Origin of the sequence: Rhizobium sp. 768_B6_N1_8, assembly GCF_051811225.1 — a bacterium.
Lineage (GTDB): Bacteria > Pseudomonadota > Alphaproteobacteria > Rhizobiales > Rhizobiaceae > Rhizobium.
Genome location: NZ_JBPWPV010000001.1, coordinates 300,200 through 323,111 on the forward strand (window position 1 = coordinate 300,200; position 22,912 = coordinate 323,111).

Sequence of the window (22,912 nt, forward strand, 5' to 3'; positions counted from 1 at the left end):
GTCGATCCGAACTGGGCGGACTCTGATGTCCGCCTCCTCTCATGAAGAGACGGAATCGTTATGGCGCAACCACCTGCACTACCCCTTCCGAAAGTCACTCCGAGCCTGCGTGATGTCGGCTTTGCCATGGGCATCATCGGCATCATCTGCATCCTCTTCCTGCCGATCCCGCCGTTCCTGATCGACATGGGACTGGCATTCTCGATCGCCTTCTCGGTGCTGATCCTCATGGTCGCGCTGTGGATCCAGAAACCTCTCGATTTCTCATCCTTCCCGACCATCCTTCTGATCGCGACGATGACGCGACTGGCGCTGAACATTGCGACGACGCGTGTCATCCTTTCGCACGGCAACGAAGGGCACGATGCTGCGGGCGGCGTCATCGCCGGCTTTGCAAGCCTGGTCATGTCCGGTGACTTCGTCATCGGTCTGATCGTCTTCCTGATCCTCATCACTATCAACTTCATCGTCATCACCAAAGGTGCGACGCGTATCGCGGAAGTCGGCGCACGTTTCACCCTCGATGCCATCCCCGGCAAGCAGATGTCGATCGATGCCGACCTCTCGGCCGGTATCATCGACGAGAAGGAAGCCCAGCGCCGCCGCAAGGAACTGGAAGAAGAAAGCTCCTTCTTCGGTGCCATGGACGGTGCGTCGAAATTCGTTCGCGGTGACGCGGTCGCGGGTCTTCTCATTACCGCCATTAACGTCTTCGGCGGCATCATCATCGGTTATTTCCGCCATGGCATGCCGATCGGCGAAGCGGCCGACGTCTTCGTCAAGCTCTCGGTTGGTGACGGCCTCGTCTCGCAGATGCCGGCTCTCATCGTCTCGCTCGCCGCCGGCCTTCTCGTTTCGCGCGGCGGCACCACCGGCTCCACCGACCAGGCGGTCGTCAATCAGCTGAGCGGCTATCCCCGCGCGCTCTCCGTCTCGGCCGTGCTGATGTTCGTCCTGGCCCTGATGCCGGGCCTGCCGTTTGTCCCCTTCGTGATCCTCGGCGGTCTTCTCGCCTTCGGCGCCTGGTTCATTCCGCGTCAGGTCGAAGCCGAAAACAAGATCCGCCGTGATGCCGAGGAAAAGAAGGTTGTCCAGAGCAAGGAGCTAGAAAAGGACTCGGTCAAGTCGGTTCTCCGCACCTCCGAAATCGAGCTTGCTCTCGGCAAGATGGTCTCGACCCGTCTGCTTGGCGCCCATCAGGAGCTCGCCTTCCGCGTCGGCAAGATGCGCAAGAAGTTTGCGACCCAGTACGGTTTCGTCGTGCCGGAAATCAAGGTGACGGACGATATCGGCATCCCCGAAAAGTCGTACCAGATCCGCATCCACGGCACGACCGTTGCTTCGAACCTTCTGCGTGTCGGCGAAGTTCTCGTCGTCACCGGCGCCGGCCGGAAGCCGAGCATCCCGGGCGACGAAATCCGCGAACCCGCATTCGGCATGCCGGCGGTTTCGATCCTCGAAAATTTCGCCGAGGATTTGAAGCGCGAAGGCTTCCAGCCGATCGACAACGTCTCGGTCGTGCTGACGCATATGAGCGAGGTTATCAGAAACAACCTGCCGCAGCTTCTCTCCTACAAGGACGTGAAGATCCTGATCGATCGTCTCGACCCCGAATATAAGAAGCTCGCAGACGAGATCTGCTCGTCGCACATGTCCTATTCGGGCCTGCAGGCGGTGCTGAAGCTGCTTCTTGCCGAGCGCGTCTCGATCCGCAACCTGCACCTCATTCTGGAAGCGGTTGCCGAACTTGCCCCGCATGTCAGAAAGACGGAGCAGATCGTCGAGCACGTCCGCATCCGCATGGCCCAGCAGCTCTGCGGCGACTTGGCGGACAATGGCGTGCTGCGCGTGCTGCGGCTCGGCAGCAAGTGGGATCTCGCCTTCCATCAAGCTCTCAAGCGTGATGCAAAGGGCGAAGTCGTCGAATTCGACATCGACCCGCGCACTCTGGAAGAGTTCAGCGAGCAGGCCACGAAGGTTATCCGTGAATTCATGGATAGAGGCCTGCCATTCGCCCTTGTCACGTCGCCGGAAACGCGCTCCTATGTCCGCATGATCATCGAGCGACTCTTCGCAACGCTTCCCGTCCTCTCGCATGTGGAACTGGCCAAGGGCATCGAAATCAAGATTTTGGGCTCGATTTCATGATTTCAGACCCGCAAGGGACAGTTCTGGCGCTGTTTCTGGTTTTCTGCCGGATCGGTGGCTGTGTGCTGACCCTTCCGGGTTTTTCTTCCGCCCGTGTTCCGGAGCAATTGCGCGTCTTCATCGCCGCCGGACTTTCGCTTGCGGTGCTGCCGGTGCTCTGGGATACGGTCTATCCGTCCGTTCACACCAGTTCCGGCACCTATATCGGCCTGATTTTCAGCGAATCGCTGATCGGTGTCATGTACGGCATGCTCGCCCGGCTCTATACGCTCGGCCTGCAGTTTGCCGCCTCGATCGTCTCCATGATGGTTGGCTACACGCAGCCGAGCACGAGCGATGTCGTCGAAGACTCGGCCGAAATCAGCCTGACGGCCTTCATTACGATGGCCGGCCTGATGGTTCTCTTCATCATGGACTTCCATCACATCGTCTTCCGCGCGCTGATCGATTCCTACACGACCATGCCCTTCGGCGGGTTGATGCAGATGCGTTCCACGCTCATTACCTTCACTGATACGCTGGAGCAGACCACCTACATCATGCTGCGGCTGGCGAGCCCCTATCTGATTTACGGGCTGATCTTCAACATCTCGATCGGCTTCATTAACAAGCTTGCGCCGCAGATTCCGGTCTACTTCATCTCCACGCCTTATCTGCTGATGGGCGGCCTCTTCCTGCTCTATTTCTCGATCGCGGCAATGATCAGCCAATTCGGCCAATCCTTCGCGGCACTATATGTGGGAAGGTGAGGGGCGATGATCGAGAAGAAGCGTTCCGACAAGCTCAAGCGCCTGGTCGCGGTGCAACGGCATCTTGAAAAGATGGCGGAATACGATCTCGCAGAAACCGGCCGCCAGCGCGCCGAAGTCAATGCGGCCATGGATGTCGCCATTCTTGCGCTCGGTTCGCTGGACCCTGTCCATCGTGCTTTTTCGCAGAGTTACGCCGACCGATTCGGCAGGCTGAGCATCAAGGACCAGCAGTTGACTGGCATGCAGCAGGTGCATGAAATGCGCCTGACGCGCGAGCGCGCCAAAGGTGACCGGCTTGAAGAAAACATGCTCGATGCCCTCCAGGCAGAGCGTCGGGAGGCAGATGACAACGCTGTCTACGATGTAATCGATCAGCAATTCGCAACGCCAGCCTCCAGCAAGCTTCAAAAATAATAATCGCCACGATCTTACATTAGAGGATTGTAACGTGGCTATTTCACCCCCCAGCGATCTGGTGATGGACGTCGTCAAGGCGGCCGACCCCATGGAGGTTCAGGCTGCCCAGGAAAAGCTGAAGGCCAACCGCGCCGCCTTTGCTGCGACAAGTCTGGCCGACAGTGGTAACGGCTTTTCTTCCGCAGTCGACATTCTCGACCACGTCAAGCAGAAGAGTGGCCTGAACAATATTCAGAACCGTACCAAGACCGAGGAAGTGCCGGAAACCTACCGGAAGTTCGAGGCCATGGTTCTGCAGAACTTCGTAAAGTCGATGCTGCCGAGCGATGCCGAGAATGTCTTCGGCAAGGGCGCAACGGGCGACATCTGGAAGGGCATGATGGCCGAGCAGCTCGGCAATGTCATGGCCAAGGGCGACGGCATCGGCATCGCCAAGCAGATGTATGCCGAGCAGCTCCATCGCCAGGAAGGCAAGATCGTCAATGCCTCTACGGATGAAGACGATCGCAAGACCGCGATGAGCATGATCGACGAATTTCAGCGCAAGACCTTCGGCACCCCGACTGCCGACAATAAGTCCGCAACAAGCGACGCATAATCGAGGATAAAATGGAAATAGTTTCGAACGAATACAGGATCAAATCCGTTCTCGGACGCCTCGAAATGATAATCGACAATGAGAACACCCGGATCGGCAGCGATCCGCAGTTCGATCTCAAGGTCTCCAACGCGCATAAGAGCCGGTGCCTGTACGAGCTCTCGATGCTTTTCCGCGACACCGATCCGGCCGAACTTGCAGCTTCGCATCTGGACCAGCTTCACGGTCTGAAGAAGAAGCTTACGCTGAACGCCCGTCGCGTCGAAGCGCATCTGGAGGCGGTTCGCGCCGTTGCCGATCTTCTGAAGAATGCCGTGCAGGATGCCGATGCTGACGGCACCTATTCCCAGGAACAGTTTGTCGCGCGGGATGCCTGATGATCAAGCTCGTCCTCACAGGCGTCTGGGTCTGCGCCGTCACCTTGGCATCGGTCTATTTCTCGGTGAACATGGCGACTGCGCCGGCGCCGGTTGAATCGAATACCAAGCAAAGCGCGCTCGAACTTGTGAAGGGCGAGACGATCACTGTGCCCGTCATCGCCAACGGTGCGGTCAACGGTTATTTTCTCGGCCGCATCTCCTTCATGATGCACAAGGATATGATTGCGGGCCTGAACCTGCCGATCACGGAGATGACGACCGACGAGCTCTTCAGCCTGCTCGTCGGTAACAAGATGATCGATGTTTCCAACGTCAAAGCCTTCGATCCCGGGGCTTTCCGCGAAGAGATCAAGAAGGGCATGAACGAGCGTCTCGGCGGCGAATATGTGGCCGAAGTCATGCTGGAACAGCTCGACTACCTTTCGAAGGAAGACGTGAAGGAAAATTCCGGCGGCAAGCCGCAGAAGGTTGGCGCGCCGGTCAAGATCATCGAGACCGCGCCTGCATCCGAAACGCCGGCTCCATCCGCCGGTCACTGATCACCATCGACCGACCAGTTAAAAAACGGCGCCGAAAGGCGCCGTTTTTGCGTTCTCGCCTTGGTTAATGAACCACTTATGCGCGCAGGAAAATCCAAGGTTTTTTCCTAAGGGTTGTTTGAAACCGAGTTGGTATAAACGCGGCACAAGCTTGGGAGGATGGCCGCCACGGGGTTGGGGGAGATCGCTTCAGGCAGGACGCTGCTGGTCCTCACAAGACCTCCGCTGCGGAAACGTAGGCTTATTTTCCGGGATGTCGGGCGCATGACGCACCCTCGGCAGGAGGTTGGAATGAATCTGATTGCAAACTTCGCGGTGCTTGCGTCGCGGCGGACGATTTTCGATCTGCCGGTCTGCGATCTCGGCTGGGACGACGCGCTGGTTTTCATCAACGAACTGGCTTCCATTCCCGTCGGGCAGACGGTGGTTTGCTTCGTCAACGCCCACAACATGCTGACGGCCCTGCGCGACGATGAGTATTATCAGATCATGTCGCACAACCTCGTGCTGCCTGACGGTATCGGTCTCAATATCGCATCCCAGGTCACGCATGGTTCGCCGTTTCCCGCCAATCTGAACGGTACCGATTTCGTACCGGCCTTCCTGACTTTCATGGAAACGCCGCGTCGTATCGGCCTTATCGGTGGCGCGCGCGCGGTCGTTGAGAAGGCGGCCGAGAACTTTTCCAGGCACGCGCCCTGGCACGAGTTCTTCGTGATCTCCGACGGCTTTTTCGACAAGGCCAATCCCGAATCCGTTATCGCCGAGGTGGAGCGCCAGAAACTCGATATCCTGATCGTTGGCATGGGCACGCCGCTGCAGGAAAAGTGGGTTCACCAGAATATCCGAGCCGATCACGCGCGTCTCGTCCTGACGGTTGGTGCACTTTTCGATTTCGTTTCGGGCACTGTGCCACGCGCCCCGAAGACCGTGCGCATGATGCGCCTGGAATGGGCCTACCGCCTGGTACAGGAGCCGACGCGCCTCTGGCGCCGCTATATTCTCGGTATTCCGGTCTTCCTCTTCCGGGTCTTCCAGTATCGCTTCAGCCGGCGTGCGCGCATCCTCAGTCAGCCGGATGAACGGGCGCATGTTGCAGGCGAACAGAAGAGAATTGAGCAGATGAAGAAAGCCGGCTGATTACAGATTTCTGCAGGTTCCGGTTAACCATTTCTTTGCCATGTATATTTAGAGTAGCTTAATCCTCCGCGTCAGCGCGGTTGAGCGAACTCGGCCATCATGCGCATGAGATGTGACGCCAATGCACGATTCCAGGGCGAAAAACAGTTTCCATGATCGCGCAACCACCTCTTCGCGCGGCCAGCGGCAAAGTCATGCCGAAAAGAGCAGCCATCCGCCGGAGATCCTTCCTTCCGAAGCTGAACTGCTGCGCGCCATAGGCCGGCTGCTCGACGAACAGCGTGCGAAAGCGCGGCAGACCGAACCGCTTGTGGACCGGATCGAAACGATCCTCGGTTCGCGCCTTCAGGCTGCAAACGATATCGCCTCCGCTTCCGCAGCTGAACCCTCTCGTCCTGCGCCAGAGCCGACGACGCAGTTCGTCCAGGTTCAACGCGTTGCTCCCGCTGAGAGAGCGCCCGTTTCGACGGTTTCGCGCGAAATACGGCGCCCGAACTGGATCAGGAACGCTCTCATCATGGCTGCCCTCTCGTTTGGCGGCGCTGCCACCCCTATCCTGATGCCATCCTCACCCGCGCTTTACACCGCAGAAACGATGCTTGCCGTGGATGCGGGCGCAGGTAACCGGGCGGCCCTCGTCGGGGAGACCGTCAAAAGACTGTCGTCAGTACCTGCCATCACCTCTGCCGTTGCGGCACTGAAGCTGGACCGCGATCCGGAATTTGCCGGTAACAGCGCCAATGCACTTGGTGTCGCCTTCGATCTTCTCTCCGGCAGCGGTGCAGCCGCCGATCCGGCATCGCGCGCCGAGGCCGCGCTGAAATCTGCCGTGGCGATTATTCCCGACGACCGCACTGGCACGATCCGTCTGATGGTAACGACAGGCGATGGCGGCAAATCGACGCGCATCGCCATGCGACTGTCCGATGCGGTGACCGGGGGCAGCGCCATGGGCAAAGCGGCCGAGACGGCCACTGCCTTGAAGAAGGAAAATGATCAGGCTCAAGCAGAGCTGACGGCTTTCGGTCAGAAGAACGGCGAGGGCAATGTCAAGGTCGCGACGCAGCTGCAGCGCCAGATCGCCGGGCTGGATGCCGATCTGAAGAATGCCGACGGCAATATCCTGACTGCCAAGGAACAGGCCGACAAGCTGAAGGCCGCCAAGCTCGCGGACGTGCTGGAAGGCTCGCTCGCTCCGGATATGATCTCGCCCGCCCTTCAGGATCTGCGCGACAGATACGCGATCGCCAAGACCGCATTGGCACAGCTTTCGGCAGACCTCGGACCGCGCCATCCGCGCCTGCTCCAACAGCAGTCCGAGGTCGATGGTCTGAAGGATAACATCGGCAAGGAATTGGCGCGCCTCGCCCAGAACGCAAATGCAGCAGCCAAGGCTGCCGTCGATGCGCGCAGACAGCTCAGCGATCGCCGCAACGCGCTGATTGCCCAGAGCCGCGATACTGGCGTCGATCTCGCCAAGCTGACCGAACTGCGGGAAAAGGCGTCTGCCGCCCGCTCGCGTCTGGAAGAGGAGGTCTCCACGACAGGTGCCATCGGTGATGGCCGGGTAACGGTTCGCAAGCCCGCTCTTGTGCTGCCGGTTTCCGGCGACAGTAATTTCGGTTTCAGCGCCTTGGTTGGCGGCCTTGCCGGTTTGGCGGTGGGCCTCGGCTTCGCCTTCGTGCCGCGTTTCTTCCGCCGACAGCCCGAACAGGTGCGGGTCCAAGTTTCCATCGAGGCTCCAATCCTCGCCCCTGTGCCCGAACTTGCGCCGGTCCCGGCGTTGGCGCAGACACCAGAGCCGGCGCTGGTTCCGCAGGCGGCTGAGGAAGTCGATGCGCTGCGCTCGCAGATCGCCAGCCTGCGCGATCGCTTGCATGCCTATCAGGTCTCACGGTAAGCGAACGCCCGACCACAGATTGCTCTTGCATTTGCCGTTTTTAAACGGGATAGGGCGTTATCGGGAAATCATTCCCGCCGCGGGCGAATAGACTGGCGCGAAATTGGGCGGAGAAGACGCGTGACGACAGTAATCGACGGCAAGCAGGTTGCCGCTTCCGTAATCGAAACCGTTAAATCGGCAAATGCTGCGCTTGAAGCCGCCAAGGGCGTCCAGACGGGCCTAGCCGTCGTCATCGTCGGCGACGATCCGGCGAGCCACACCTATGTCAGTTCCAAGAGCCGCATGGCCAAGGAGTGCGGCTTCAAATCCGTCCAGCACACACTGCCAGCCGAGACCAGCCAGGAGGAGCTTGCAGCGCTCGTCGCCTCGCTCAATGCCGATCCGTCGATCCATGGCATTCTCGTGCAGCTGCCGCTGCCCAAACATCTCGACAGCGAGCCGATCATCCAGTCGATCCTGCCGCAAAAGGATGTCGATGGCCTGAGCGTCGTCAATGCCGGCAAGCTTGCGACCGGCGATCTGAAGACCGGCCTCGTTTCCTGTACGCCGGCCGGTGCCATGGTTTTCGTGCGCCGCACCCATGGTGAGGATCTTTCCGGCCTCAATGCCGTCGTCATCGGTCGCTCCAACCTGTTCGGCAAGCCGATGGCGCAGCTTCTGCTGAATGCCAATGCGACCGTCACCATTGCCCATTCGCGCACCAAGAACTTGGGTGAGGTCTGCCGCAACGCCGATATCCTGGTGGCCGCCGTCGGTCGTCCGGAAATGGTCAGGGCCGATTGGGTCAAGCCCGGTGCCACCGTCATCGACGTCGGCATCAACCGCATCGCGGCACCCGAGCGCGGCGAGGGCAAGACCCGCCTCGTCGGCGATGTCGCCTTTGCGGAGGTTTCTCCGGTCGCCGCCGTCATCACCCCGGTGCCGGGTGGCGTCGGCCCGATGACGATCGCCATGCTGATGGCCAATACCGTGATTGCCGCCCATCGCTCGGCAGGGCTGACACCGCCGATATTCTAACGAGAGCAATTCCAGAAAAGTGTGCAGCGGTTTTGCGCCCGGAATTGCGCTAAAATAAGCGGCTGATCAGATTTGCGGGACAGGGCCTGTCGAGGCCCTGACGATCAGCTCGGTCTTCCAGAGTTCCTGATCGGGGAAGGGACCCGCCTGCTTGACGGTACCGATGAGCCGCTGTGCGATGCGCACGCCGGCGGCCCTCAGCGACGAGCGTGTAGTCGTCAGCGGCACGGAGAAATTCTCCGGCTTCAAGAGCGGCAGCACATCGTCATGGGCGATCAGCGATATTTCCTCGCCGAGTTTCAGCCCAGCTTGATTGACGGCCCGGATCGCGCCGAGTGCAAGCACCGTGCTGGAGCATAAAATAGCGGTTGGTCGATCCGGAAGCTGCAGGAAGCGCTCCATGGCGATCAGTCCTTCCTCATCCGTCATGACCGTATGGCTCGTGCAGTCCTCCGCAAGCTCCAGCCCGCGTTCGCCAAGCGCTGCAATGAGGCCGTTCCTGCGGCGAATGGCGAAGTCGAGATGCGCCGGTCCGTTCATCAGTGCAAAGCGCGTATGGCCGAGCTGCAGGAGAAGCCTCGCCGCATCGTAAAAAGCCGCCTCGTTGTCGATGTCGAGATAGGGATAGTCCGGCTCTGAACCAAAGGAGCGCCCATGCACCACGAAGGGCATGGAAAGCGATTTCAGCATGGCGAGCCGCGGGTCGTGGCCGCGCATATAGGCCACGAAGAGCGCATCCACATTGCCGCTGATCGCGAGACGCCGCAGCGCTGCGACCTCATCATCCGGGTCCGCCGGCATGATGACGAAGTGAAAGTCGTGGCGCACCGCTTCCTCGCCGAGGCCGGTCAGGAATTCGCCGAAATGCACATCCGACTGATGGCCGGGTGCCGTCGGCATGACGAGGCCAATCGAACCGGCCTTGCCGGTCGCAAGCCGCTGGGCCGCCTTGTTCGGCCGGTATCCGGTTTCCTTGACTGCCCGGAGTACGCGTTCCCGGGTATCCTCGTTGACCTCGGGATAGCCGTTAAGCGCGCGGCTCACAGTTGTCTGCGAAAGCCCCAGCAATTCCGATAGCTGTTTGAGATTCACCTGCTATGCTTCCTCCCGGCCTGCCCTGTGGCCGTCAAATAGTGGCCGCCGCCCAATGGCTTCCAAAGCGCTTTCAAATATGTAGCATCTGCTGCGCTTGACTCAAGAAAAATCGCTCCATATTCCCCATTAAGCCTTGCAGCAACGCGATAAAGCGGCGCTATTCCCGCTGTTTTCGCGAAATGGCTTGACTTCATTCTGCTGAAAGTGAATGAGTTGCGTTGTCAAAGCGCTTTGAGATTTCCTTTGAATGAAATTCTGCGCTATCGGATTGTGATGGGAGGTTGATCACATGAAAAAGTCATTCTTGATGGGTGTTGCAGTTGCGGCGCTTTTTGCCGGCGCTGCGTCGGCCGCGGATCTGAAATTCCCGCCCGGCCAGGATTCCAAGTTCAACTGGAAGAGCTACGATGACTTCAAGGCTGCCCATGCCGACCTGAAGGGTCAGCAGCTGACGATCTTCGGCCCCTGGCGCGGTGAAGACGAAGCCTTCTTCCAGAGCATTCTCGCCTACTTTGTCGAGGCCACCGGCATCGACGCCAAGTATTCCTCCTCTGAAAACTACGAACAGCAGATCGTCATCGATACACAGGCAGGCTCCCCGCCGAATATCGCCATCCTGCCGCAGCCGGGCCTGCTGGCCGATCTCGCCGGCAAGGGCTATCTGACGCCGCTCGGTGACGACACGTCCAAGTGGGTCAAGGACAATTACGGCGCCGGCGACAGCTGGGTCGGCTACGGCACCTACAAGGGCAAGGATGGCAAGGAAGCCTTCTATGCATTCCCCTACAAGGCCGACGTGAAGTCGCTGGTCTGGTACGTGCCGGAAAACTTCCAGGAAGCCGGCTACAAGGTCCCGACAACGATGGAAGAGCTGCATGCTCTGACCGACCAGATCGTCAAGGATGGCGGCGTTCCCTGGTGCATTGGTCTGGGTTCTGGCGGCGCGACCGGCTGGCCGGCGACCGACTGGGTCGAGGATATCATGCTGCGCACGCAGAAGCCTGACGTCTACGACAAGTGGACCACCAATGAAGTGAAGTTCACCGATCCGGCCGTCGTTGCTGCGATCGATGAATTCGGCAAGTTCGCCAAGAACGAAAAGTATGTCGATGGCGGTGTTGCAGCCGTTGCTTCGACCGACTTCCGCGACAGCCCGAAGGGCCTCTTCGCCGTTCCGCCGAAGTGCTACCTGCACCACCAGGCTTCGTTCATCCCGTCCTTCTTCCCTGAAGGCACGAAGCTCGGCACTGATGCAGACTTCTTCTACATGCCGACCTATGCCGCACATGCCGATCTCGGCAAGCCGGTTCTCGGTGCAGGCACGCTCGTTACCATCGCCAAGGATTCTCCGACGGCCCGCGCCTTCGTCGACTTCCTCAAGACGCCGGTTGCTCATGAGCTCTGGATGGCGCAGTCGAGCTTCCTGACCCCCTATAAGGGCGTCAACGTTGATGCTTACGCCAACGAACAGATGAAGAAGGAAGGCGAGATCCTGACTTCGGCCACCACCTTCAGGTTTGACGGTTCGGACCTGATGCCCGGCAAGATTGGCGCCGGCGCCTTCTGGACCGGCATGGTCGACTTCGTCGGCGGCAAGTCCGCTCAGGACGCCGCAGCCGAAATCCAGAGCGCCTGGGACGGCATCAAGTAATCTCCTGACAATTCATGCCGCCGGGTAACCGGCGGCATCACCGGAATGAGCGGCCGGGTTCCAGAGGGGGAGCCCGGTCGAGCCGGATCCTGTGGTCAAACACATCAGCTCTATTGACGATATCCGGCGTTAACCCTTCAGAATAAGACAGGGAAGCAGGGGAGGGACGAAATGCTGTCGCAGATAGTGTCCGCTTTGGGCGTCGTGGTCGTCGCCGTTTTCGCATGCTCGGCCTATTTCTTTTTCTCGAACAAGATCCTCGATCTCGCCTTGCCGGTGCGGGACGGTGATATCCGTCAGGCCTCGCGCAATCTGAATCGGCGCGCGATGATCCGCCCCTGGCTGTTTCTTTTTCCGGCACTTTTCCTGCTGATCGTCTATCTCGTCTATCCTGTCGTCGCGACTTTCATCCTGTCCTTCTACGACCGGTCGGGCAACGAGTTCGTCGGCGCGACGAATTACTTGTGGGCCTTGAACGACCGCGAATTCCGTCAGTCGATCTTCAACAACATCCTCTGGCTCGCCGTCGTGCCCGCTGCCTGCACCTTCTTCGGCCTCGTCATCGCCGTCATGACCGACCGCATCTGGTGGGGCAATATCGCCAAGAGCATCGTCTTCATGCCGATGGCGATCTCCTTCGTCGGCGCTTCCGTCATCTGGAAGTTCATCTATGAGTATCGCGGCGGCAACGATGTGCAGATCGGCCTCCTGAACGCCATCGTGCAGACATTCGGCGGCACGCCGCAGGTCTGGATCTCCGTTCCCTTCTGGAACAACTTCTTCCTGATGGTGATCCTGATCTGGATCCAGACCGGCTTTGCCATGGTCATCCTCTCGGCCGCACTGCGCGGCATCCCGGAAGAGACGATCGAGGCTGCTGTCATCGACGGTGCCAACGGCTGGCAGATCTTCTGGCGCATCATGGTGCCGCAGATCTGGGGAACGATCGCCGTCGTCTGGACGACAATCACTATCCTTGTCCTCAAGGTCTTCGATATCGTGCTCACCATGACCAACGGCCAATGGCAGACCATGGTGCTGGCGAACCTGATGTTCAACTGGTTGTTCCGCGGCGGCGGCGATTCAGGCCGAAGTGCCGTCATCGCCATCATCATCATGCTCGCCGTCACGCCGATCATGGTGTGGAACGTGCGCCGCGCCAACGCCGAATTGAAGGGACGCTGAGATGACCACAGCTGCAAGCTACTTCAAGATCGGCCCCGCCCGTCTTTTCGTCCATTTCTGTGTTCTCGTCATTGTCATTGTCTGGCTCGTGCCCACACTCGGCATCTTCGTCAGCGCGCTCCGCGACAGGGACCAGATCACCGTTTCCGGCTGGTGGACCGCCTTTGCCGGCTCCACGCAGACGGTGGCCGCACGCCTCGGCTCGCCCGACCAGCAGAAGCAGGAAGGCGATATCTACGTCATCACGGGCAATGTGCTGGCCGACCAGCCGGGCCGCTCGGTCAAGGCCTTCGGCATACGTGTGCAGCAGCCTGCGGCCTTCGAGGCTGGTCAGACCGCCGATCTCGGTGACGGCGAAAGCCTGCTCATCAACAGCGATGGCAGCTACCGCTACATGAAGAATGTCGCCTTCGCGCCGGATGAACGTCCGCGTCGCATCTATCTCGCAGCGTCGGCTCCCCCCGAATTCACCCTTCAGAACTATCAGACCGTTCTGGCCAGCGAGGGCATCGGCCAGTCCTTCATCAACTCGCTGACGGTGACCATTCCGGCGACCATCATCCCGATCCTGATTGCCGCCTTCGCCGCCTACGCGCTGAGCTGGATGGAATTCCCCGGCCGTGCGCTGCTGATTGCGCTCGTCGTTGGCCTCATCGTCGTGCCGCTGCAGATGTCGCTCATCCCGCTGCTGCGTCTCTACAATGAGATCGGCACTCTGATCGGCCAGCCGTCGAAGACCTATCCCGGCATCTGGCTGGCTCACACGGCCTTCGGCATGCCGCTCGCCATCTATCTCTTGCGCGCCTATATTTCCGGCCTGCCCAAGGAGATCATCGAATCCGCCCGCGTCGATGGCGCGAGCGACTTCGAGATCTTCACCCGTATCGTTTTGCCTCTGTCCTTCCCCGCGCTCGCGTCGTTCGCGATCTTCCAGTTCCTGTGGGTGTGGAACGACCTGCTCGTTGCCATGGTCTTCCTCGGCACCGACAAAGACCACCTCGTGCTGACAGGAGCGCTGAACGCGCTGCTCGGCTCGCGCGGCGGCAACTGGGAAATCCTGACGGCGTCCGCATTCGTCACCATCATCATACCGCTGCTCGTCTTCTTCTCGCTGCAGCGCTATCTGGTGCGCGGCCTGCTGGCGGGGTCGGTCAAGGGAGGCTGATCCATCCCAAGACGTAATTTCAAACAGGATATTCCATGAGTGTGGCTTCCCAATCCATTCTGACCGCCGACAAGGACTGGTGGCGCGGCGCGGTGATCTATCAGATCTATCCGCGCTCCTACCAGGATTCGAACGGCGACGGCATCGGCGACCTGAAGGGCATCACCGCCCGCCTGCCGCATATCGCAAGCCTCGGTGCCGACGCGATCTGGATTTCGCCCTTCTTCACCTCGCCGATGCGCGATTTTGGCTACGACGTTTCGGACTACGAAAACGTCGATGCGATCTTCGGTACGCTGATCGATTTCGATACGCTGATTGCGGAAGCCCACCGTCTCGGCATCAAGGTGATGATCGACCTCGTCATCTCGCACTCTTCCGACCAGCATCCCTGGTTCGTCGAAAGCCGCTCGAGCAAGACCAATGCCAAGGCCGATTGGTATGTGTGGGCTGATGCCAAGCCGGATGGCACGCCGCCGAACAACTGGCTGTCGATCTTCGGCGGCTCCGCATGGGCGTGGGATCCGACGCGCATGCAATATTACATGCACAACTTCCTGACCTCGCAGCCGGACATGAACCTGCACAATCCGGAGGTGCAGGACCGCCTGCTCGATGTCGTCCGTTTCTGGCTGAAGCGCGGCGTCGACGGCTTCCGCCTCGACACGATCAACTTCTACTTCCACGACAAGCTGTTGCGCGACAACCCGGCGCTTGCTCCCGAACGCCGCAATGCGTCGACTGCTCCGGCCGTGAACCCCTATAATTTCCAGGAGCATCTTTACGACAAGAACCGCCCGGAAAATCTCGAATTCCTGAAGCGCTTCCGTGCGGTGCTGGAAGAGTTCCCGGCAATCGCCGCTGTCGGTGAGGTCGGCGACAGCCAGCGCGGTCTCGAAATCGTCGGCGAATATACGTCCGGCAATGACAAGATGCACATGTGCTACGCCTTCGAATTCCTGGCGCCCGATCCGCTTTCGCCCGAGCGTGTTGAGGAAGTCATGAAGGATTTTGGTGCGGCTGCTCCCGATGGCTGGGCCTGCTGGGCCTTCTCAAACCATGACGTGATGCGCCATGTCAGCCGCTGGGGTGCGTTGGTTGCCGATCACGATGCCTTTGCCAAGCTCTATGCCTCGTTGCTTATGACGCTGCGCGGTTCTGTCTGCCTCTATCAGGGCGAGGAGCTTGCCCTCACCGAAGCCGATCTCGCCTATCAGGATCTGCAGGATCCCTACGGCATCCAGTTCTGGCCGGAATTCAAGGGCCGTGACGGCTGCCGCACGCCGATGGTATGGGACAGCCAGGTTGCCCAGGGTGGTTTCTCGACGGTCAAGCCCTGGCTGCCTGTGCCGGTCGAGCACATCTTGCGTGCCGTCAGCGTGCAGCAGGGTGACGAGAACTCCGTGCTGGAGCACTACCGCCGCTTCATCGCCTTCCGCAAGCAGTACCCGGCTTTCGCCAAGGGCGAGATCGAGTTCGAGGATCCGCAGGGCGACGCGCTGGTCTTCACCCGTGAATTCGGCAACGAGACGCTGCTCTGCATCTTCAACATGGGACCGGCGGAAACCAACGTGACCCTGCCGGCGGGCGAATGGCAGGCTCTGGCGGGCCACGGCTTTACCAGCAACAATTACGGCGACAAGATCGATATTCCGGCCTGGGGGGCGTATTTCGCCCGCCTCGCTTAAGGATCAGGAGGGGAGAGGAAAATGACTGGACTGACGCTTAAGGATATCCGCAAATCCTATGGCTCCGTGGACGTGCTCCACGGTATCGACCTGGAGATCAACCAGGGCGAATTCATCGTTTTCGTCGGCCCCTCCGGCTGCGGCAAGTCCACGCTTCTGCGCATGATCGCCGGGCTGGAAAACATCACCGGCGGGGAGATGTACATCGACGGCATGCTCGTCAATGACGTGCCGCCCTCCAAGCGCGGCATCGCCATGGTGTTCCAGTCCTACGCGCTCTATCCGCACATGACTGTTTTCGACAACATGGCCTTCGGCATGAAGATCGCCGGCGAGAGCAAGCAGGAGATCGACCGCCGCGTGCGGGCTGCGGCCGAAAGTCTGCAGCTCACAAAATATCTCGACCGCCTCCCCAAGGCGCTCTCGGGCGGCCAGCGCCAGCGCGTGGCGATCGGCCGCGCCATCTGCCGCAATCCGAAGGTCTTCCTCTTTGACGAGCCGCTATCGAACCTCGACGCTGCACTGCGCGTCGCAACCCGCATCGAGATCGCCCGCCTGAACGAGCAGATGGCCGATACGACGATGATCTATGTCACACACGACCAGGTCGAGGCGATGACGCTGGCAGACCGCATCGTCGTCCTCTCTGCCGGCAATATCGAGCAGGTCGGTGCGCCGCTGGAGCTCTACGAGCGCCCGGCAAACCTTTTCGTTGCCAAGTTCATCGGCTCTCCGGCCATGAACATCATTCCTGCAACGATCACCGACGCCGGCGAAAACACGACGGTGACGCTGACGGGCGGCAAATCGGTGACACTCAATATCGCAACGGCCGCATCCGAGAAGGGCAAGCAGGCAAGCTTCGGCGTTCGCCCCGAAGATCTGCGCATTGCAAGCCCCGATGAGGACTATCTCTTCGAGGGCGAGGTTTCGATTGTCGAGCAGCTCGGTGAAGTGACGCTGCTCTATATCGAGGGCCTGGTTCAGGGTGAGCCGATCATCGTCAAGCTGCCCGGCATCTATAATGTGAAGAGGGGTCAGAAGATGCATTTCGTCGCCGATTGGCAGAAGCTGCACCTCTTCGATGCGTCGGGCCACACCTATAGGAAATGACCATCCATTTTTGGTGGAATCCTTCTTCTTGAGGCTGTGCAGGGGAAGGATTCTTACTTTCTGTTAAATATGCGGTGCTAGCCTTTTCCCATTACGACTGAGGGAACCAAGGCTATGGCCGCATCGAATCCAACACCTCCGAAATCGCACTTCCTGGCGAAGGAAGAATCTTTCATGTACGACCGCGAAGCGCGGTTCAAGATGGAAGACACGATGAACGCCGCGCGCATCGAATATACGGAAAAGGGCGTCATGCATGCCGCCTCGCGCCGCTGCGATATCGTCCGTATCTCGATGAGCAGCGCGATCCTCGCGATCCTCACGCAGTATACCCTGCCGAAGCAATTCTATCTGGATATTCCGGACGCCCGCATCACCAAGGTGGGCTGCCTGCTGATGAAGACCTTCCCCAACAACACGATTGAAGTTCGCTTCCTGCGACTGCTGACGCAGAAGGAGCTGAACAAGATCTTCGTCTACAGCACGCACCCGGCTCACAAGGATTACGTCCTCGATATCCGCGCGTAACAGTTTCGCGTCTCGCTGGATATGAAAAACCCGCGGTTCCGGCCGCGGGTTTTTCTTATATCGATGACGATGTCAGTGGGCGTGGAAAAGCACGCTGGCACCCTGGTCGGACGGGCCGACCGCGTGGCGGAACGGCGCGAAGAGCTCGCGGCCCATGCCGAATTCATTATCCGAGAGATCGATGGTTACAGGTTCGCGCTCGGCCATGTCGGCAGCGTCGACCAGAACCTCCAGCGTGCCCCTGATTGCGTCGAGACGGATGATGTCGCCATCCTTGATGCGGGCGATCGGGCCGCCGTCGACCGCTTCCGGCGTGACGTGGATTGCCGCCGGCACCTTGCCGGATGCGCCGGACATGCGCCCGTCGGTCAAGAGCGCCACGCGGAAGCCGCGATCCTGCAGCACGCCGAGTGGTGGGGTCAGCTTGTGCAACTCCGGCATGCCATTGGCCTTCGGGCCCTGGAAGCGCACAACGGCAATGAAGTCGCGGTTGAGCTTGCCTTCCTTGAAAGCGTCCTGCAGCTCCTGCTGGCTGTGGAAGATGACTGCCGGCGCTTCGATAATGTGGCGCTCAGGCTTGACGGCGGAAATCTTGATGACCGCCTTGCCGAGATTGCCGCGCAGCATCTTCAACCCGCCATTCGCCTGGAAGGGCGTCTCGATGCTGGCAAGCACCTTCGGATCATGGCTCTTTTCCGGCGAAGGCTGGCGCACGACGGCGCCATTGTCGCCAAGCTGGGCATCGACCGTATAGGCCTGCAGCCCGTGACCGAAGACGGTGCGCACATCGTCATGCACGAGGCCCTGCTTCAGGAGCTCCTTGATGAGGAAGCCCATGCCGCCGGCCGCCTGGAAATGGTTCACGTCGGCAAGCCCGTTCGGATAGACGCGGGCAAGCAGCGGCACCAGTTCCGAAAGCTCGGCAATATCCTGCCAGGTCAGCACGATACCGCCGGCGCGCGCCATGGCGACAAGATGCATTGTGTGGTTCGTCGAGCCGCCCGTCGCATGCAGGCCGACGACGCCGTTGACGATCGAGCGTTCGTCGATCATCTCGCCGGCTGGCGTGAACTCGTTGCCGAGAGCGGTAATGGCGAGCGCCCGCTTGGCGGCTTCGCGCGTCAGCGCTTCGCGCAATGGCGTGCCAGGGTTGATGAAGGAGGAGCCGGGCATATGGAAGCCCATGATCTCCATCAGCATCTGGTTGGAGTTCGCCGTGCCGTAGAAGGTGCAGGTGCCGGGGCCGTGATAGGACTTGGATTCGGCTTCCAAGAGTTCCGCGCGGCCGACCTTGCCCTCGGCAAAGAGCTGGCGCACGCGCGATTTCTCGTCGTTCGCCAAGCCCGTGGTCATCGGCCCGGCGGGAATGAAGATCGACGGCAGGTGACCGAAGGAGAGGGCGGCGATCATGAGACCCGGCACGATCTTGTCGCAGACACCGAGGAAGAGGGCGGCATCGAACATATTGTGCGACAGGCCCACACCCGCTGCCATGGCGATCAGGTCGCGCGAAAAGAGCGAAAGCTCCATGCCCGGCTGGCCCTGGGTGACGCCGTCGCACATGGCCGGTACACCGCCGGCGACCTGTGCGATACCACCGGCTTGCGCTGCCGCCTCGCGGATGATCGCCGGATAGGTCTCGAACGGCTGGTGGGCCGAGAGCATATCGTTATAGGCGGTGATGATGCCGAGATTGGGCACGCGGTCACCCGCAAGTGCATCCTTCTCGGCGGGGGAACAGACGGCGAAGCCGTGGGCGAGGTTGGCGCAGCCGAGAACGGAACGGTTGACGCCCTTTGAGGCGGCAGCGCGCAGGCGTTCCAGATAGCGCTCGCGGGTCGGCTGCGAGCGTTCGACAATGCGATTCGTGATCGCAGCAATGCGTGCGTGAGCGGACATGGAAAATCCCTGCCTTGTTCTGGTTCGTTTCTATCTGCTCGCCGGCTCCGGCGGCCCTTCAGGCCGTATCAGGGAGCCCAGTAGATCTCGACCGGGGAAGTGGCCCGGCGCAGAATGGCGCGGATCGGCATTTCTGCCTCTTCGCCGTTGCCTTCCGCCTTGGCGAGAACGTCTTTTTTGCCTTCGCCCTCAATGTGGAGAATGAGCAGTTTGGCATCCTCAAGAGCGGAGAAGGTGAAAGTCAGGCGCGGTTCGCCTGCCCCTTCTGCATCCATGGTGATGATGCCGCGTGGCGTCTTTGCGTCGAGCGCGAGGCTCAGATTGTTGCCGCCCGGGAAGAACGAGGCCGTATGGCCGTCGCCGCCCATGCCGAGAATGACGACATCGAAAGGGATGCCGATCTCGGCGCTCTTTGCCGTTGCAAGCTTTGCGGCCTCCTCGACGGAGGCGGCCGGCTGGTAAAGCGGCACGAAACGCGCCGCTTTAGCCTTGTTCTGCAGAAGATTGGCATCGACCAACAGATGGTTCGAGCGCGGATTGTCGGAGGGCACGAAGCGTTCGTCGACGAGTGTGATCGTCACCTTGGCCCAGTCGATATCGCGCGCCGAAAGCGCCTGGAAGAAGGCTTTCGGCGTGGAACCGCCGGAAACGGCGATGCTCGCTTCTCCGCGGGCTGCAATGGCTGCCGTAAGCGCTCTGGAAACCTTGTCTGCAAGGTTGGTGGCGAGTTCGGCGGCGTTTGCGAAGGAATGCAGTGTCGATGCCATATCTTCAGACCTCAGACTAGATGTCGTCGTGCCAGGTGCGGCCGTCGCGTTCGATGAGCGCGATGGCCTGGCTCGGGCCCCAGGTGCCGGCCGTGTAGCCCTGCACCTGCTGACCGGTCGATTCCCAACCCTTGAGGATCGGATCGACCCACTGCCATGCGGCTTCGACTTCGTCGCGGCGCATGAACAGCGTCTGGTTGGAACGGATGACGTCCATCAGCAGACGCTCGTAGGCGTCAGGATTGCGGACGTTGAAGGCTTGGGCGAAGCTCATGTCGAGCGAGACATTGCGCAGACGCATGCCGCCCGGACCAGGATCCTTGATCATCAGCGACTGCTTGACACCTTCATCCGGCTGCAGGCGGATGATCAGCTGGTTCTGGCTGATACGGCCGGCGGCCTGATCGAAGATCGCATGCGGGATCGGCTTGAAGGTGATGACGATTTCCGACATGCGCCCGGCAAGACGCTTGCCGGTACGGATGTAGAAGGGAACGCCTGCCCAGCGCCAATTGTTGATCTCGGCCTTGATGGCGACGAAGGTTTCCGTGTTGGAAACCCCGCCTTCCAGCTCTTCGAGATAGCCCTTGACCGGGCCGCTGCCGGAAGCGCCGGCGCGGTACTGGCCGCGAACCGTGGCCTGCTCGACGTTGGAGGCGTTGATTGGCTTCAGCGCGCGCAGAACTTTAAGCTTTTCGTCGCGAACAGCTTCCGAATCCATCGAGGAAGGAACTTCCATCGCGGTCAGGCAGAGGAGCTGCAGGATGTGGTTCTGCACCATGTCGCGCAGTGCGCCGGCTGTGTCGTAGTAACCGGCGCGGCCTTCGAGGCCGACGGCTTCGGCAACGGTGATCTGGATGTGGTCGATATAGTTGGCGTTCCACAGCGGCTCATAGAGCGCGTTGGCAAAGCGCAGCGCCATCAGGTTCTGCACCGTCTCCTTGCCGAGATAGTGGTCGATGCGGAAGATCTGCTCTTCCTTGAAGGCGCGGCCGATACTGTCGTTGAGCTGCAAGGCCGAGGCGAGGTCACGGCCGATCGGCTTTTCGACGACGATGCGGGTCGATTTGGTGATCAGCTTGTGGTCGTGGATCTTCTGCGAGATGTCGCCGAAGATGCCTGGAGCGACGGCGAGGTAAAAGGCGCGAACCCGGTCCTTGCCCTCGTCGAGCAGCTTCTTCAGCTGATCCCAGCCGCTGTCCGTGCGGGCATCGACGGAAACATAGAAGAGACGGGAGCAGAACTTTTCGACTTCCGCCTCGTCATATTCGCCCTTCTTCAGGTGTTCCTTGAGCGCGTCCTTGGCGAACTTGCGGTATTCCTCATGCGAAAGCGGGCTGCGCGAAGCGCCGATGACACGGGTCGGTTCCGAGAACTGGCCCTCGATCTGGCGATGATACAGCGCGGGCAGAAGCTTGCGTTCGGCAAGGTCGCCGCTGCCGCCAAAGACGACATAATCAAAAGGCTCAACGGGAATGATTTGGCTGCTCATGAGCTTGTCTCTCAATCAGGCTTGGTTGGTGGCCGTTTTAATCTAATCGATTTAAAAAAGCCAGTGTGCGGTGCAATGAATCTGTCCGTCATCGGTTTTAAAGCGAATTACCCGCAGAGGAAATCCGCAATCGAACTAAAACTTGTCGCGGAGGGCGAACCACGACAAGGCAAGGAAAAGCAGCGGCGCCCGCATGCGCGCGCCGCCCGGAAAGGCAGGGATATCGAGCGCCTTGAAGAGATCGAGATCGGCCGATTTTCCCAGCACCATTTCTGCGTAAAGCTTGCCACAGTAATTTGACAGCATGACGCCGTGGCCGGAATAACCGCCGATCGAGGTCACGCCGGGCATGACCTCGCGCACGAATGGCTGGCGGGGCATGGTGATGCCGACCGAGCCGCCCCAGGCGTGAGTGATCTCGATATCTTTCAATGCGGGATAGATTTCGGCGATCTGCCGGCGGATATGCTGCGAAATGTCATGCGGATTGTCCGCCGTATAGGCCTCGCGTCCGCCGAAGAGCAGCCGTCCGTCCTTCATTTTGCGGAAATAGCGCACGACGAAACGCGAATCCGCCACCGCTTCGCCGCCGGGGATGACATTGGGAAACTGGTCGAGAGGCACCGTAGCGCCGATGAAGGAACGGATCGGCATCACATGGCTTGCCGTGATTGGCTCCAGATTGCCGATATGTCCATTGCAGGCGATCAGCGCCCTGTTGGCAGTGATCGTGCCGCGTTCGGTTTCGATAACGACCTTGCCGCTGCGCTCTTCGATCGACTTTGCCCTGGTCATTTCGAAAATATCGGCCCCGGCATTGGCTGCCACCCTGCCAAGGCCGATCAGCAGCTTCAGCGGATGGATATGGCCAGTGCCGACGTCGCGTACCCCGCAATAGAAGCGTTTGGAGCCAAGCCGCTCCTGCGTCTCCTCGCGGTCCATGAAACGCAGATGCGGATAGTCGTAACGGAAGGCCGCGATTTCCGCATTCTCGTAGTAGTACCGCTTGTAGCTTTCCTTGTGGGCGACGCTGAGCTGACCGGGCACATAATCCATATCGATCTGGTGCTCGGTCGCAAAATCCATGAGGTGCCGCTTGGCATCTTCGGCAAGGTCGAAGAGCGCCTTGGAGCGCTCATAGCCGATCTTCTCCTCCATCTCTTCCGGCCACCAGCGCTGGCCAGTGCCGAGCTGGCCGCCATTGCGCCCGGAGGCGCCGTCGCCGAGCCTGCTGCCCTCGATGAGCGTCACCGAGACGCCGGCCCTGGCGAGATTATAGGCGGCCTGAAGGCCCGTATAGCCGCCGCCGATAATGGCGACGTCACACTGCCTCGAGCCGTCGAGCGCCGGATAATCCGGCCGGTCGCCGACTGTCGCCTGATACCAGGACAGGCCAGGCGCGATGGGGCTCTGCCATGTCTCTTTCGTCATGGCG

General features: G+C 60.2%; 20 protein-coding genes. 15 read left to right on the forward strand and 5 right to left on the reverse strand.

Translation table 11 applies throughout. From position 1 onward, the window contains the following. The first annotated feature begins 60 nt into the window (after positions 1-60). The 9 genes from flhA (at position 61) to folD (ending at position 8,894) form a co-directional block, all read left to right on the forward strand. Positions 61-2,148, forward strand: coding sequence for a flagellar biosynthesis protein FlhA (flhA, locus tag AB8B33_RS01505; RefSeq protein ID WP_439014103.1), 2,088 nt, complete (start codon positions 61-63; stop codon positions 2,146-2,148). Next, positions 2,145-2,897 carry a flagellar biosynthetic protein FliR gene (gene fliR / locus AB8B33_RS01510; protein ID WP_310378812.1) on the forward strand — a complete coding sequence of 251 codons (753 nt, stop codon included), beginning with the start codon at positions 2,145-2,147 and terminating at the stop codon, positions 2,895-2,897. Before flhA ends, fliR begins: the two co-directional genes overlap by 4 nt. A 6-nt stretch (positions 2,898-2,903) precedes the next feature. Beyond that, the gene (locus tag AB8B33_RS01515; RefSeq protein ID WP_439014104.1) at positions 2,904-3,314 is read left to right on the forward strand and encodes a hypothetical protein; all 411 of its coding nucleotides are present in this window, start codon (positions 2,904-2,906) and stop codon (positions 3,312-3,314) included. A 34-nt stretch (positions 3,315-3,348) separates the two neighbouring features. Further along, positions 3,349-3,915, forward strand: coding sequence for a rod-binding protein (locus AB8B33_RS01520; RefSeq protein WP_007825009.1), 567 nt, complete (start codon positions 3,349-3,351; stop codon positions 3,913-3,915). Positions 3,916-3,926: 11 nt separating this feature from the next. Further along, complete coding sequence (locus AB8B33_RS01525) at positions 3,927-4,292, forward strand: hypothetical protein (RefSeq protein WP_113300728.1); 366 nt, start codon at positions 3,927-3,929, stop codon at positions 4,290-4,292. Next, positions 4,292-4,834, forward strand: coding sequence for a hypothetical protein (locus AB8B33_RS01530; protein ID WP_113319640.1), 543 nt, complete (start codon positions 4,292-4,294; stop codon positions 4,832-4,834). Before AB8B33_RS01525 ends, AB8B33_RS01530 begins: the two co-directional genes overlap by 1 nt. 291 nt (positions 4,835-5,125) lie before the next feature. Next, positions 5,126-5,974, forward strand: a complete 849-nt coding sequence (locus tag AB8B33_RS01535) for a WecB/TagA/CpsF family glycosyltransferase (RefSeq protein ID WP_439014105.1) — start codon at positions 5,126-5,128, stop codon at positions 5,972-5,974. 121 nt (positions 5,975-6,095) lie between these two features. Next, positions 6,096-7,874, forward strand: coding sequence for a succinoglycan biosynthesis protein exop (locus tag AB8B33_RS01540; RefSeq protein WP_439014106.1), 1,779 nt, complete (start codon positions 6,096-6,098; stop codon positions 7,872-7,874). 120 nt (positions 7,875-7,994) lie between these two features. Beyond that, on the forward strand, positions 7,995-8,894 hold the full coding sequence (gene folD / locus AB8B33_RS01545) for a bifunctional methylenetetrahydrofolate dehydrogenase/methenyltetrahydrofolate cyclohydrolase FolD (protein ID WP_439014107.1): 900 nt from the start codon (positions 7,995-7,997) through the stop codon (positions 8,892-8,894). Between the two features lie 66 nt (positions 8,895-8,960). Here the strand turns inward: folD and AB8B33_RS01550 are convergent, their stop codons facing one another. Further along, on the reverse strand, positions 8,961-9,986 hold the full coding sequence (locus tag AB8B33_RS01550; RefSeq protein ID WP_439014108.1) for a LacI family DNA-binding transcriptional regulator: 1,026 nt from the start codon (positions 9,984-9,986) through the stop codon (positions 8,961-8,963). 292 nt (positions 9,987-10,278) lie between these two features. Here AB8B33_RS01550 and AB8B33_RS01555 point away from each other — a divergent pair, with 292 nt between their 5' ends. From AB8B33_RS01555 to AB8B33_RS01580, 6 genes are all read left to right on the forward strand, one after another. Beyond that, positions 10,279-11,640 carry an ABC transporter substrate-binding protein gene (locus AB8B33_RS01555; RefSeq protein WP_113324893.1) on the forward strand — a complete coding sequence of 454 codons (1,362 nt, stop codon included), beginning with the start codon at positions 10,279-10,281 and terminating at the stop codon, positions 11,638-11,640. Positions 11,641-11,811: 171 nt separating this feature from the next. After that, on the forward strand, positions 11,812-12,825 hold the full coding sequence (locus AB8B33_RS01560) for a carbohydrate ABC transporter permease (RefSeq protein ID WP_310378792.1): 1,014 nt from the start codon (positions 11,812-11,814) through the stop codon (positions 12,823-12,825). A gap of 1 nt (position 12,826) precedes the next feature. Further along, on the forward strand, positions 12,827-13,990 hold the full coding sequence (locus AB8B33_RS01565) for a carbohydrate ABC transporter permease (protein WP_439014109.1): 1,164 nt from the start codon (positions 12,827-12,829) through the stop codon (positions 13,988-13,990). 35 nt (positions 13,991-14,025) lie between these two features. Then, complete coding sequence (bglA, locus tag AB8B33_RS01570) at positions 14,026-15,678, forward strand: beta-galactosidase BglA (RefSeq protein WP_439014110.1); 1,653 nt, start codon at positions 14,026-14,028, stop codon at positions 15,676-15,678. A gap of 21 nt (positions 15,679-15,699) precedes the next feature. Further along, entirely contained in the window at positions 15,700-16,791 is a 1,092-nt protein-coding gene (locus AB8B33_RS01575) for an ABC transporter ATP-binding protein (protein ID WP_439014112.1), read from the forward strand. 114 nt (positions 16,792-16,905) lie between these two features. Next, on the forward strand, positions 16,906-17,319 hold the full coding sequence (locus tag AB8B33_RS01580) for a hypothetical protein (protein ID WP_310378783.1): 414 nt from the start codon (positions 16,906-16,908) through the stop codon (positions 17,317-17,319). Positions 17,320-17,391: 72 nt separating this feature from the next. Here AB8B33_RS01580 and edd read toward each other — a convergent pair whose 3' ends face one another. The 4 genes from edd to AB8B33_RS01600 form a co-directional block, all read right to left on the reverse strand. Further along, positions 17,392-19,218 carry a phosphogluconate dehydratase gene (edd, locus tag AB8B33_RS01585; RefSeq protein ID WP_439014113.1) on the reverse strand — a complete coding sequence of 609 codons (1,827 nt, stop codon included), beginning with the start codon at positions 19,216-19,218 and terminating at the stop codon, positions 17,392-17,394. 68 nt (positions 19,219-19,286) lie between these two features. Continuing rightward, positions 19,287-19,985 carry a 6-phosphogluconolactonase gene (gene pgl, locus AB8B33_RS01590; RefSeq protein WP_310378779.1) on the reverse strand — a complete coding sequence of 233 codons (699 nt, stop codon included), beginning with the start codon at positions 19,983-19,985 and terminating at the stop codon, positions 19,287-19,289. A 16-nt stretch (positions 19,986-20,001) separates the two neighbouring features. Then, entirely contained in the window at positions 20,002-21,477 is a 1,476-nt protein-coding gene (gene zwf / locus AB8B33_RS01595) for a glucose-6-phosphate dehydrogenase (RefSeq protein WP_007819337.1), read from the reverse strand. 135 nt (positions 21,478-21,612) lie between these two features. Next, positions 21,613-22,908, reverse strand: a complete 1,296-nt coding sequence (locus AB8B33_RS01600; RefSeq protein WP_439014114.1) for an NAD(P)/FAD-dependent oxidoreductase — start codon at positions 22,906-22,908, stop codon at positions 21,613-21,615. Positions 22,909-22,912: the final 4 nt, after the last annotated feature.